This is a genomic window from Mesorhizobium sp. LSHC412B00 (assembly GCF_000503035.1).
Classification (GTDB): domain Bacteria; phylum Pseudomonadota; class Alphaproteobacteria; order Rhizobiales; family Rhizobiaceae; genus Mesorhizobium.
The window spans coordinates 142,665-155,883 of sequence record NZ_AYWB01000014.1 but is presented as its reverse complement, the minus strand read 5'-3'; the positions used below and the strand labels follow the sequence as shown (position 1 = coordinate 155,883).

Annotated in this window: 9 protein-coding genes and 2 pseudogenes; 2 read left to right on the top strand and 9 right to left on the bottom strand. The window is 57.8% G+C overall.

Going from position 1 to position 13,219, the window contains the following annotated elements:
- Positions 1-9: 9 nt before the first annotated feature.
- From X757_RS142660 to X757_RS1000000168125, 9 genes and pseudogenes are all read right to left on the bottom strand, one after another.
- Entirely contained in the window at positions 10-1,263 is a 1,254-nt protein-coding gene (locus X757_RS142660) for a methylaspartate ammonia-lyase (protein WP_023727218.1), read from the bottom strand.
- A 1,222-nt stretch (positions 1,264-2,485) separates the two neighbouring features.
- A pseudogene (locus X757_RS01000000165175) lies at positions 2,486-4,041 on the bottom strand (IS66 family transposase).
- 410 nt (positions 4,042-4,451) lie between these two features.
- Positions 4,452-5,495, bottom strand: a complete 1,044-nt coding sequence (locus X757_RS142665; protein ID WP_023727215.1) for an IS110 family transposase — start codon at positions 5,493-5,495, stop codon at positions 4,452-4,454.
- Between the two features lie 24 nt (positions 5,496-5,519).
- A complete protein-coding gene (gene tnpB / locus X757_RS01000000165170; RefSeq protein ID WP_084629622.1) occupies positions 5,520-5,855 on the bottom strand; it encodes an IS66 family insertion sequence element accessory protein TnpB in 336 nt (111 codons plus the stop codon).
- Positions 5,836-6,309 (bottom strand): transposase, encoded by a 474-nt coding sequence (locus X757_RS1000000166945; RefSeq protein WP_084629619.1) that lies wholly within the window; start codon positions 6,307-6,309, stop codon positions 5,836-5,838. The genes tnpB and X757_RS1000000166945 overlap by 20 nt, the downstream gene beginning before the upstream one ends.
- 382 nt (positions 6,310-6,691) lie before the next feature.
- Entirely contained in the window at positions 6,692-7,849 is a 1,158-nt protein-coding gene (locus X757_RS142675; protein WP_023727213.1) for an IS110 family transposase, read from the bottom strand.
- A gap of 619 nt (positions 7,850-8,468) precedes the next feature.
- Positions 8,469-9,311 (bottom strand): hypothetical protein, encoded by an 843-nt coding sequence (locus tag X757_RS142680; protein ID WP_023727212.1) that lies wholly within the window; start codon positions 9,309-9,311, stop codon positions 8,469-8,471.
- Positions 9,301-10,560, bottom strand: a complete 1,260-nt coding sequence (gene ectB, locus X757_RS142685; RefSeq protein ID WP_023727211.1) for a diaminobutyrate--2-oxoglutarate transaminase — start codon at positions 10,558-10,560, stop codon at positions 9,301-9,303. Before ectB ends, X757_RS142680 begins: the two co-directional genes overlap by 11 nt.
- Positions 10,561-10,678: 118 nt before the next feature.
- The gene (locus X757_RS1000000168125; RefSeq protein WP_156933473.1) at positions 10,679-11,050 is read right to left on the bottom strand and encodes a hypothetical protein; all 372 of its coding nucleotides are present in this window, start codon (positions 11,048-11,050) and stop codon (positions 10,679-10,681) included.
- Positions 11,051-11,629: 579 nt separating this feature from the next.
- Between X757_RS1000000168125 and X757_RS142690 the strand changes: the two genes are divergently transcribed.
- Both X757_RS142690 and X757_RS1000000166940 read left to right on the top strand, forming a co-directional pair.
- Complete coding sequence (locus X757_RS142690) at positions 11,630-12,889, top strand: acetyl-CoA carboxylase biotin carboxylase subunit family protein (protein ID WP_023727210.1); 1,260 nt, start codon at positions 11,630-11,632, stop codon at positions 12,887-12,889.
- Positions 12,890-12,938: 49 nt separating this feature from the next.
- Positions 12,939-13,159 (top strand): annotated as a pseudogene (locus tag X757_RS1000000166940) (transposase); the annotation flags it as partial.
- Positions 13,160-13,219 lie beyond the last annotated feature (60 nt).

Sequence of the window (13,219 nt, the reverse complement as noted above, 5' to 3'; positions counted from 1 at the left end):
CACCGTGTTTCATCCAAAATTTTCGTTTTGAGCCCGACGACGGTTCAGCATCGCCAGCAACCGGTTTTGTTCGTTCCCAACAATTGAGAATGCCTCGTCGACACCCATTCCGGGCTTTGCAAGCATCATGTCGGCCTGGGTTGCCACCGATAGGTGGACAGAAGCTTGGGCGGAGAGATCTGTCTCGGTACAGCTTCCCCCGACATACGCTCCGACCTTGTTTTCCTTGCAGAGGAGAACGGCCCGCGCTGTGTCGGCAATTGAGCCGACATCGGGCGTCTTGATTTGAACGAGATGCGCAGCCTTGGCTTCGGCAAAGAGTCGAATATCCTCAAGCGTATTGCATCTCTCATCCACGACAATCCGCGCGCTCGAACCCCGGTTGTCCAAAATCGATACGATCTTGGCGTAGTTCTCAATTTGAGCTTGCGTCGAACCAAAATCAGCCGGGAACTCGACGTTGAGCGTAAAACCCGGAATGTTATCTGCAACCTTGCAGATAAAGTCGGCGATGCGTTGCGGCTCCAAGCCGATTTCCTGGCCGATCCAGCCATACACATCGAAATGCAGTATTGGATGATACCCCGGACGGCCAATTTGGCGCGTGCGCGTTGCAACCCATTTCACGAACTCCATGAAGGTCTGACCATCGACGCCGAATTTCTGCCGTGAGTTGATCAGGCCGTGGGGAAGGATGTCCACGCCTTTCAGAATCATCTTGTCAACGTTGATTTCGCGAGCATCCCCGCTCTGGCAGTAGATTGGAATTCTACGCGTAGGCAGTGGCAGGTTAAATTCACTGCATACAATCTCTGCCATTGTCGTACGTTGAAGGTGGGCGGCTGCGCGCAGAAGCGCCTGGCTGACCCCGTACTCAATCGCGAGAGGTAACCGCTTGTGTCCGAGGGGCTCGAAAACCTTCGCGCAGGCATCAAGGTAAAGAGAAGCATCCACATCGAGAAGCCGTGGCGCCACAACCCGCGACGTGAAATCCGAAATTTGGTCAGTTTCAAACAAATCATCGCGCCCGCCAGCACCAGAGTACTGAACGCCCATCATGTCGCCCCAAACGACAGCGTCGTCGGCAAGGACAAGTCCGACACTCAGCGAAAATGCCGGAACGCGAATGGATTCGAAGTTGGGCGTGACGGGTTCGCCCAAATAGACAAAACCGTCCTGCGAGGCACCGGCTCTTATGGCTGCCTGATCGTCGTAGAAAAACGCGCCGTTTCCTGGCGCGAGGAGCACGTCTTTGATCTGCACTTCAGTTCGCTCGATTTCTGTCGGACGGCGTTGATGGGCGGATGCAGTTCGATCCGCTACGCGCCAAGTATGTGCCACTTGGCGTTCGGGTCGGCCAATATAATGTTCCGGACAGTGCCATCGCGTTTTGAGATGGCTGGCGCCTTACTTTTAGGACGGCCGTCGCTCTTTTTTCTTTGCAATACGATATGGCTGCTGCGCTCTTGGCGATCTTTTCATCATAGTCCAGCGAACTGTCGGTATATGGAGGAACTTGCCCAGCCGTGAGAATCGGGGTGGCCAGGACCAAATGGGGCGCCATCGATTTGGATACGGAAGTCCTGCGCACCCTGGAGGCGACGGGTTCACTCCTCGAGGAAATGGGTCACGTGCTGGTGGAAGTCACACCATACTAGGTGTTTGATCCCGGGCTTTGATGGTTGCAGTCTTCTCGCAGGAATGGAGGGATGCGCTATGGGCCAGGTTCTACACGGGAGCGCCACGACGACAGAGGCGATCCGTCGAGCGATACAAAATAGTCAAGAGAGCATGAGGGAGTTGTGGGGCAGTTTGATAAGGGTTGGCTGTACAACGTTCCCGGCCAGACGAAACAAGGCTGTGGGGCACCTTCATTTGCCAAAGCGCATCCCATCCCAACCCGAGGCACCCGGTTCTCGAGAGTTTCTGCAGTTCAAGGTATTGCTGCTCGGTATGAGCCTATGATCTGGCGGGGGTTCAGGTCCCATCATACTAACTCTGCGGGAACTGGCACGGTGTCATCCAGGTGGCGATGGGCTGAAGGCATCCACCTATTCCAGTTCACGCTTTTGCAAAGCGGTTCTGCTCCCTGGAGCTGGCGGTCTCAGGATGTCCCGCTCTCTGAGCTTCGGCTCCGCCTGCCGACGATAGTCCCCAGAAAGCCTTCCCATGACGATCCCGCAATCGTCTTTTCTGACATCGGCGTCCAATTTTGGGTCTGACTCAATTCGATGATTTTGCATGGGGGCGTGGTGCTGTTTTCTGAGGGGAATCCAGGGCGAACATTTTCCGGTTGTCGTCTCTGATCCCGCCGGATTGGTCGTCGAGAGGTAAGCGCTATTTTCGCTGCACGTTGACGCGGGGGCTTTCGACGGATGGCCTTCGAATCGGGAACGGTATCTGGTCTGATCNGCTATTTTCGCTGCACGTTGACGCGGGGGCTTTCGACGGATGGCCTTCGAATCGGGAACGGTATCTGGTCTGATCAGGCTGCTGTTACTTTGGCGAAGTTGAAGGGCAGCAGATCCTCGATGGCTGCGTTCTCGGGGCGCTGAGGTAGTTCAGTGAGGACGTGGCGCAGCCACGCTAACGGCTCGACGCCACAGGCGCGGCAGGTCAACATCAGGCTGTAGATGACGGCGCTGGCCCTGGCTCCGTCGACGGTATCGCTGAACAGCCAACTTTTCCGGCCAGTGGCAAAGATTCTGATGTCACGCTCGAGAAGATTGTTGTCGATCGGCATGCTGCCGTCCTCGGTGTAACGAGTCAGATATCCCCATTGATTCAGGGTGTAGGAGACGGCGTCGCCGAGCTTGCTGTCCGGCAAGACTTTTGGGGCGATGTCGTCGAGCCATGCCTTGAGAGCCTGGAGGATCGGGACACTATGTTGCTGGCGGAAGCGGCGAATGCAGTGATCTCGCGTTTCGCCGTCATCGGGGATTTCGTTCCGCGCCTGCCTTTCAACCCGATAGAGCTGTTCAAAGAACCGGAGTGCCTGTTCCGGCGGGCCGCCGCCCTTCTTCCTCGCCTTTAGGGCATCGACGAAGCGCCGCCTCGAATGGGCCATGCAGCCAAGATGCGTTGCCCCTTCCAGCGTGCGCCAGGCGGAATAACCGTCACTCATCACGATGCCGCGGTAATCGCCCAAGAAGGTCTGCGGGTGTATCTGGCCGCGACCCGGCTGATAATCGAGCAGCACGATCGGCTCGTCACTGTCGTGGCCGCTCCGGTATGCCCACATGTACGAGGTGCTGGTGGCCTCTCTGTCCATTTCCTTCAGCACCTGGACCGTGGTCTCGTCGCCATGGATGAGGGGCTGCGATCTGAGCCGCAGCTTCAGCACGTCATAGATGCGGGCGAGATGCTTTTCGCTCGAGCCGATCACCCAGTGACCCAGAGCGCCACGGCTGACAGGAACGCCCGCGCGCTCGAAGGCCTGCGCCAGGCGGTAGAGCGGTGTGCCGTCGACGTATTTGTGAATGAGCACGAAGGCCAGCGTCGAGGCCGTGGCGATGCTGCCCGGCAAGGGTTGCGCGGGCATCGGCGCGGTCACGACCGGCGNTCGCAATGACGGCAAGCATATTTGAACCGCACATTCTGCAGGACCTTCGCCTTCACCTCGATATGAAGTTGCTCGGTAACGGCCTCGCCCATGCGATGCATCTGGTGACCGCAGCAAGGACAAGCCTTCTGATCGTCGGGAAGGTCATACTCGACGCGCTCGCGCGGCAGGTTTTCCGGCAAGGCCTTGCGGCCGCGCTTCTTTCCCGTCGCCCCTTCGCTCGCCGGCAAGCCCGTGTCCGGCAGGACAACGACGCCGCCATCTTCGTTGTCGGCGGCGTCCTCATCCGCGGCCTGTTCGGCTTCATTGAAGAGGCGGTCAATGTGCTTTTCACTGCGCGGCGCAAAACGATGCAGTCGTGCAAGCGCCAGCTCTTCCTCGAGTTTGACGACGCGTTCGGTGAGTTGACGGTTCTGCGCCTGCAGCGCAGCAATACGCGCCATCAACGCTTCAACAGTCGGTTCGCCGGGTCGATTCATCAGATTCTTGAATCGAAAGCATGCCGCCGCGTCAACCGCTCAATTCGAGAGCCCTCAACCCGCAACCTGATATTGCCGCACCGGATGGCGGACCATCGCATCGATGTCGATGCCGTCGAGGATCCATATGTGGACGGCCCCTCCTTGCAAGAACTCTTTTGATGATTTTGATCGGATCGCTTGCGTTCATATGTCCGGCCTGTTGGTGCGCTCCCACATGAACGCTGGCCAAGATGGGTTCCGCGACGTGGGTTCCAAACAGTGCATCGACCACGTTGGGCCATTGGATCCTACGGAGTGCCCCGCGTCTCGGATCGATCGATCACACCATCTGCTCGTTTCCTGCAAGTTCACGCATCAGTTCAGCACGGTAGCGTCTGTATCCTGCTCACCGTTACCGACTGATTTCGTTATGCCGCGCAGGCCAGAGCCGGTCGCGCAGCATTGCCCTTATAGGCTTCGCCGGTCACCATCATTTTCCAGGCGGTCCTGGCGATCTTGTTGGCCAGTGCGACAGCCGCGAGTTTTGGCGGCTTGCGCTTAAGCAACTCGATGAGCCAGAGCGAAGCGTTCCTGCCTCTTCCCGCTCTCACCTGTCGAAGCAACGAGGTTGCACCCACGACCAATGTTTTGCGCAATGCCTCATCGCCGGCCCTCGTACTGATACCGAGCCTGACTTTGCCAGCAGTCGAATGATCCTTGGGCGTCAGGCCCATCCAGGCGGCAAACTGCCTTCCGGATGTGAACTGTTCCGGTGCGGGCGCTTTCATCACCAGCAAGACCGCGCCGATCGGTCCGACACCAGGGATCTTTGCAAGACGGCGACAACATTCATTGTTGCGATACCAGGCCATCAGCTTTGCCTCCACCTCTTTCAGGCGCTCACCCAACTGCGCGAATTCCTCAGCGAGGGACGCAAACAGCTCACGTGCCGCAGCCGGAATGCTTTCATCAATCATGATGCGTTCCAGAAGGAGCGGAATATGAGACATGCCTTTGGCCGCGGTCAGTCCGAACTCAGCTGCATAGCCACGAATCGTATTGGCAAGCTGCGTCTGTGCGACGACAGCGCGCTCGCGCATGCCCACTAACATCAGCGCGGCTTGCTGATCCGCACTCTTCACCGGAACGAACCGCATCGTCGGGCGGCTCATCGCCTCGCATAGCGCTTCGGCATCGGCCGCATCATTCTTGCCGCGCTTGACGTAGGGCTCCGCCAGTTGTGGCGCGATCAGTTTTACCTCATGTCCGAGCTCCCTCAGCAACCGCGCCCAGTGATGCGAAGCGCCGCAGGCTTCGATCGCAATCACGGTCGGTGGGCATTTCGCAAAGAAATCCACCATCTCCTTGCGGCGCATCTTCTTGTGCAGGATCGGTTGCTCTGCGGCGTTGACGCCATGCAATTGAAAGACGTGCTTTGACGTATCCATGCCAATACGGATAATCTGATCCACGGGCGGCTCCTTCGTTTGAGACCGTTAACGACTCACTCTGGCACATTTCGGCGCCCCGTTCGGGGCCGTCCACCCCAACAGTGCAATTGCTCGGTCGTAAGCGTGACCACCGCTGCCTCCCGGCGCGGCCACCGGAACTTGTCCTCGGTCACGCTTCAGGACCAGCACAAAGCCCGACCGATCGAAGAACAGGAGCTTCATCCGGTCGCGACGGCGATTGCAGAACGCAAAAACCGCCGGAGCAAACGGATCGAGCGCCATCGTCTCTTGGACCAGAACCGCAAGGCTGTTGATGCCGGCCCGGAAGTCGATCGGCTCGCGGTGCAGGTAGACTTTCAGGTCAGCGCCCAGTCTGAACATGACCCAGTGCTCCGATGGTCGCCGTCAACGCATCCACATCACCGCATTCCAGCGTCAACTTCACGCCGTTCGGCAGCGACGCGCTCACCTTGGCTGGAGAGGAAAAAGGCGCTGTCCTTTTCGATGCCGACCTACGTGCCCCATCGCAAGTCCCCGGCAAATCCACCGCAGCCATGCTGCTCTGTCGCAGCAAGGCCCGATCGGAAGTGCTTTCAATCTGAACCGGGATGAACGCCGATGGTGGGGGCTGTGGGAGGGACTGGGTCTCCGCCCGCTTCTTTATCCACTTCCGAAGAAGGTTCGCATTGACCCCATGTTCGAGCGCAAGCCTCGATACCGACACGCCAGACTCAAGACAGGCCGAGACAAGACGGTCCTTCGATGCCGGGTCGTATCGGCGTCGCCCGTCCCGACCGATAAGCCTCACCCGCAGTTTCTGCTCATCTTCTTCCATCACAAGGTGTCCACCTATTTTGGTGGACACCTTGTATGGGGATTTCGTTGTCAAGGGGCCTTCACTGATTTCGCGGTAAAGCGGTCAGGATAGCCATAACAGGACGGTTGGTCACTGCCTTGTGCATTGGTCCGCGAGCATCAAATTCGAGGGGAGCCTGCCTTTGGGCGCATCGCATTACGCCGCAACCTTGTATTCGGTGGGTCTGCAAAAGACCCGGACCATGAAGCAGTCATTGGCTTCAGCAGCAAGGCTCCGAGGCGGCGGGCCCATTCTCATGACGGCAAATAACGCCATGGTGTCCATCGGGACACCGCCCCCTCGAATCGATACACGCGGGCGTCATTACGGCGGTTGATCCGTCAGGCGCCCTGCAGTGTGTTCAGTTCATCGGGCGCAATGTGACGCCCATCGGGATTTCGCCGACGGTAACCAATCGCCAGAGCGCGATGAGTAACTTGCGTGCGAGCGCCACGATCATCGTCGTCTTGCGGGCGCCCTGTGCCGCTCGTGCCTGGAACGATTGCGTCAGTTCGCTATTCTTTTGGAATCTCAGGAAGCGCCAGGCCAATTGGATCAGCCCGCGTCGCACCCGGGCGTTGCCTGCCTTGGCCAACCCCTTTTCGCGTCGTTTAGATCCGCTCTCGTCGGGGGAGCCTGTCAGACCGGCGTAACGCGCCACCGCGCGCCGGTCTCTGAGGTTGCGGCTAAGCACCTCGTGGACCAGCATGTCGGCTGTCTCAATCCCGACACCAATCACGCGCGCCAATAGCACAACCATTGCATTATACCCCGACGCGGGCGCCTGCTCAAGCTGGGCAATTCTGGCTTTTTCAATCGTCGTGATCTGATCGCGCACCACCGCAAGCCGAGCCATGTCGCGCCGCATCTCTTCCAGCATATTCGGCGGAAGCGGCTGTCCTTCCGAAGTGCGCAGGTCCGGCAACTTCTTCGGCGCCCGGCGAAGCTCGGGCTTGAAGCCACGGATGCCGAGCCGAGCCAGCGCCCCTTTCATGCGATTGACTATCCGCGTTTTCTCGCTGACCAGGTTCTCCCGCTCGCGGCTCGGCCGCTTGGCATCCTCTTCCGCCAGTGATGGGATCGCCACCATGCGGCAGTGGCCACGCTCGCCACGCAGCCAACCCAGGAACACGCGCATCAGCATGGCCGTGTCTAGCCTGTCGGTTTTCGCCCGTCGGTGTTCACGGTTCACGGCGACGCTGGTTGAATGGATGACGTGAGCGTCTATGCCTCGCGTCTGCAGCCACCGGGCCAGCCAGAAGCCGTCTCGCCCAGCCTCGAAGGCCAGCGCGACCCGGTCTATCGGCATGCCCGCAGCCTCCGCCTCCGATCGCCAACGCGCGATCAAACCGAGCAATGCATTGGGATCGGGATCGAGTTTCTTGAGGGGGTGTCGCTGAACGCCGGGAAGCATTCCGGCCACCAGCCAGTTATTTTGACTCATTTCTACAACGACGAGCACAGTGCGAGCTTGATCCAATACAGTGATGGATCGGCTGAGATCGTCGACTTTGGACATGATAGTCTATCCTTCGGGTTGATCGTACGACGATGGTGCCACCTCGCCGCTCCCCCGCATAGCTTCTCATGCATCAGAGCACTCAACAGCAAAAGGTGCGGGGCAATTCGCGCTTACCAGCAATTCAATGACACGGAGACGGGCCAATTCTTCACGCGGGGTGGTTTCTCCGCCTTGGCCAAGCCAAATCCGAGGAGGAAATTGTCTCCCTAATCCAAGAGAAGTCTTGGCGCCTTGCCATGAAGTTCGTCTTACGGCCTAGTTCCGCGATGAAACGGGTGATGCTACTGGCTCGAAGTCGACCATTGTCTGACTGACAGCTCTATCGCTGGCGCACCGGCGAATTGCCCATGGTGGTAACCGCGGTGATTTCCAATCACGGTCGCGAGCACCTGGCGTCAACCCATCTGGGCAAATTGCCATTTTACCACTTCCTGTCGTATCAGCGGTCGTGTCCTCGCGCCATGCGCTCCAAAACTCAAAAAGCGTGAGCTTCGGTCTCCGCAGCGAGGTTAGCGCGACCGAGATCCGACCGGGTGCGCCCCTTTTCCGCGCCTCCGGCCGGCTGCCTTGCGTGGCAGTGAAGAGGCACAACGTATCAAACTTTCGGCCACCCACATTAGGTCCACCAGAGAACAAGATCCGGGCGTGCGAATCCAAAGAAGCTGTTCAGCACTAGGCGACGCTTTCCGTTGCCTGATTGACCGGTGACCCCGTGAACGAAACCGCCATCGATCAGGCCGATATCCCCCGCTCTGAGCTGGAAGTCGCGACAAGGAACGCCCTCGAGATAGGCTGCCGAATAGGGATAGCCCGTAGTCTCCACACCTTGAGACTTTCGGTCGGTGACCGTCGGCTTGTGGCTCCAGAGCCGCAGATTGCCACCTTCCTCGGGCATGCTGGGATAGAAGTTGAGTGCTGCGACGGTGTTGTGCGCCACCGCAGAAAGCTCGTAATCGTTCCCAGCACATAACACTTGAGCGACGTCGTCGTGAGGGTCCAAGGAGAATGTGCCGCTGCCAGACCAACTGAGAGCGCGACAAACATTAGCCTGCCCGTGCTCCGAACGGGCCAGCCGCAATTCAATGCCCTGTTTGCGAAGCTCGCGCTTCAACGCGTCGAACAGTGCTCGGACCGGATCAACCATATTCTCAAAAAGGGCGTCGACGTACGGTCGCGCAGTTTCCGCCTCTGCGAAATAGGTGGCTGCATCCTTCCTGTAGTGGGATGCGCCGACATATTGTCCGGGGACGCCATCCTTACGCTCCTTGAGACCGGGACTGCCACTGAAGTTCGCGGTGATCTCCTCGGCTATTTCGGTGCTGAAAGCTTGCCTGATGTGCAGAGCGGTGATCTCACCTTTGAGGACGGAGATGATGTCCGCAGTGCTGATCGAGCCGGTTCGTTCTCTGATCGCAACTGGCGAGGTGGCTGGGGCTTGGGATACTTGATTAATCTCCATTGGCTTGCTCCTTTAGTGCGTGATCAAGGATGGCGATGCCCCGATCGAGTTCGTCATCGGTGATGGTTATCGGTGGGAGGACTTTGATGACGTCTCGATTTGGTCCTGAAGATTCGATCAGCAGGCCATTTTCGAATGCGACATCGTGCATACGGCCGACAACGGCCTGTGAACGGCATTTGAGACCGGCCATCAGACCACGGCCGCGCTTTTGTTCGATGCACGTGGGAAATTTCGCAACAAGGCTGTCCAGGTGTCTTTGCAGTTTGGCGGCCGTCCGCTCAACGCCTTTAGTAAACTGTCCGTCGGACCACATTTCGCACATCGCTCCTGCAGTCACGAAGGCGAGATTGTTGCCTCTGAAAGTCCCGCTATGTTCGCCGGGATTCCAAATATCCAAGTCGGGGCGAATTAGAACAATGGAGAACGGACTACCAGACCCGCTTAGGGACTTCGAAAGGCATACGATGTCGGGATTGATCTTCGCGAATTCGAATGAGAAGAACTCGCCCGTTCGGCCCGCACCAGCCTGAATATCGTCGACGATCAATACAACGCCGTGTTCGCGGCAAATGCGCTGGATTTCCGTTAGCCAAGCTGCTGATGCGGCGTTCATGCCGCCTTCTGCCTGAATGGTCTCCAGAATGATGGCGGCGGGCTTTTCAATGCCGCTTCCCGGGTCGCCCAATAAGGAGTCTATGTAACTCGCGGAATCGAAATCTTGGTTCGGGTATCCGTCATAAGGGACACGGATCACATCGTGGCGAGCAACGCCGCCTAGTTCCCTGGTCGACGCCGAACCCGAGACCGCCAGAGAGCCGAGCGACATACCATGGAACGCATTCGTGAAAGCCATGACGCTTGAGCGGCCGGTATATTTTCGCGCCAGGGCCAGTGCCGCTTCGTTAGCGTTTGTGCCGGTCGGCCCAGGAAACTGTATTTTGTAGGAAAGGCCTCTAGGCTTCAGAATCGAATCCACAAACACTTCAATGAATTCACGCTTTGCCACCGTATACATGTCGAGCGATAGAAGAATGTTCTCGCCAACCAGGTATTCGATTGCTGGTGCAATAATATTCGGGTTGTTGTGTCCGTAATTGAGTGCGCCGGACCCTACGAGGAAATCGATATATGGCTTACCGGCCTCGTCCCAGATTGTCGCTCCAAGGGCCTTCGTAAAGACTGCGGGAAACGACCGCCCGTAGCGACGAACGTTCGACTCATGAGCCGTAAAAATGTCGGTGTTCATTTTAGGGTCCTGTGCACTTGGCATCGCATTCAACGAGATACAGATTAATCGCATTGGGTCAGGGATAGATCTTCTTCACCACACTCGGAGCGGCCGGCCCGGTATGACGCATTTGAATTCAATTGGAGATCGCATCTGCAGGCTGTTGTCTCGAAGCGCAGCAGCGTCGTAAGCTCCAAACCTTTTCGGGATGGGTGGCGCCATAGTAGCCGGCACGTATCGCGCCGTACGAAATCGCAGTGATATGTGGCGAAGAAGCGTTCGTGTCGCTCAGAACCCTATCGACCGCGCGGTCTATGTCGCGAATCCGCGTTTCAGCGGCCCCCAATTTGCGCGGATCGCTGTCCGGAGAGGAATCATCGCACGGGTACGTATCGGATTCGGCATTTTCAAGGAAATGATCCCCCCACGGACGCGATTCTGAGCGGACGGTTGGTTTTAGGATTTCGAGATTCTGCATATTGCGTGGTTCGCCAATCACTCCACTCATAGTGGTCTCCTTCGGAGAGTATGTAGTTCAATTACCAAGCATGCTTCTCTCAACAGCGACGGCCGGGAGGTGCGCCAATTCGATAGGATTTCCCGACAATGGCTCCACTCACTTACCTGAGAACCTCGAATAACAAACCTACTAAGACTGGTAGTCCTCCGTGAGGTACGTCTGCATCCTGCCATTTAGGCGCCCGTGGTCGATTTCGGAAAACTTGAGGCCTGTTGAGTGTTTCGATGAGGGTGTGCGAACAGGGGGCTAGCCCTGAGATACCCAGGCGTAGAAGATGACTCCGGCATAGATGAAGCGGGTTGGCTGGCGTTTGCGGCGCCGGTCGGCTGAGGCTTCCCGGGTGTGAACAGCCTCGTGAGCCATGCCCCTCCGGCCGATTCGCCTGCCCCACGCAGCTGCGCCAGCGTTCCGGCCAGTTTGGCATTCGACTAAATTTACAAAATCTTTGCGATCACCAATCGCTGACAATGGTACCTTCACCGCAACGTCTGAGGTCAGGCACCGATAAAAAGCTGATGCCTGTTTACGCTCAGACCGCCGCACAGCTCGCAACGGAGGTTAACGCCAATGGCAAGAAGAGCGCTCATCCTGGTTGAAGGCACAAGGAGCAATGGTCCGCTATACGTCCAAGCGGCTCAGCGTCTTGGTCTTCATCCAATTACCCTGTCGGCTGATCCAGCTCGGTACGACTATCTTGCGGCGGAAGGCACTGAGGCAATCCGTGTCGATACTGACAATCTCGATGCGCTGATCCGCGAATGTGCCCGGCTGCGTGCGACCTATGATATTGCTGGCATTACGAGCGCCACGGAGTCGTTCTATGCAACAGCCAGCAAGCTCTGCCCGCATTTCGATCTACCGGGACCGAACCCCGCATCGATTGAACGATGCTGCGATAAATTCACTCAACGTCAGCTCCTCGCGGAAGGCGGTGTTCCAATACCTGCTTATTGCGTTGCAGCCAATGCGACGGAGGTAGAAAGTTCTGCTGCGGAGATCGGCCTGCCGGTGATTCTCAAGCCAGCCGTAGGCAGCGGCAGCAGCGGTGTCCGATTGTGCCGCAGCGTCGAGGAGCTAGCCGAACATACGGCCTATCTGTTGGGCGGGAAGTACATATGGCGGTCTTCGCCGCGGATACTGGTCGAAGAATTCGCACAAGGTCCCAATTATGGCGCTGAGTTAATGGGAAGTGAGGTCATTGGGACTGCCGCCATTGACTGGGGCGGCCCACCGCATTTCGTCTGTCGTGAGTGCACCTATCCGGCCCTGCTGACAGATGACGAGCATAGGCGTATCATCGACGCTTCGCTTAGCTGTTTGCGAGCTCTCGACCTTGGCTGGGGACCAACGAATATTGAATTTAAGTGGACGAAACTCGGCCCCGTCGTCATTGAAGTGAACCCGCGTCTTGCTGGTACGCCCACACCTCAACTGGTTCAGCTGGCTTACGGTGTTGATCTCATTACCGAACACATCAAGCTTGTGATCGGCGAGGAATGGGATTTGCGCAGAAGCCATTCGCACACTGCGGTCGCTCGGAACCTAATCCCTGATCGCGATGGTATCCTCGATTGGATCGATGGCGACAGTCGGGCGGCTGCTGTTCCAGGTGTCGCCGAGGTCAAATTCTATGTTGAACCCAAGACGCCGATCCTTAGGAACGGCAATTACCGAGACAAGATCGGACATGTAATGGCCTCTTCACCCACCCTTGCTCAGACGGAGGCGGTAATTCAGCGCGCCGTCGACTTAATCGATTGGTCGATCACGCCATTTGCGACCCTTCGCGAACGGGAACAATATGCGGCCCCTTACTTCCCGGACTGAAGAAGAGAAAGCGGTTTACGAACGGGCAGATCATCGCGGGTATTGCGACGAGGGTGCGCGCGACATGGCCCGCGATATTGCCGCCACCGAGGCCTATGTCACCTCGCGTCGCGAGCGGAAGAAGGTCGAGAGCTGTTTGCCCACCTGCCCACCTCAAGCGCATTCTGAATGCTTGATCGCCTGCGATTACGAGGACCAAACGGTGCCCAAGACGAGTTCTACCTAGCAGCAACGGCCCAAAACCTCCGGAAACTCGCAAAGCCGATCCCGAGCCAAGGCCGACGCAGGCATGAGGCGGAGGACGTCTGCCCACGACCCAACTCTCTCGTG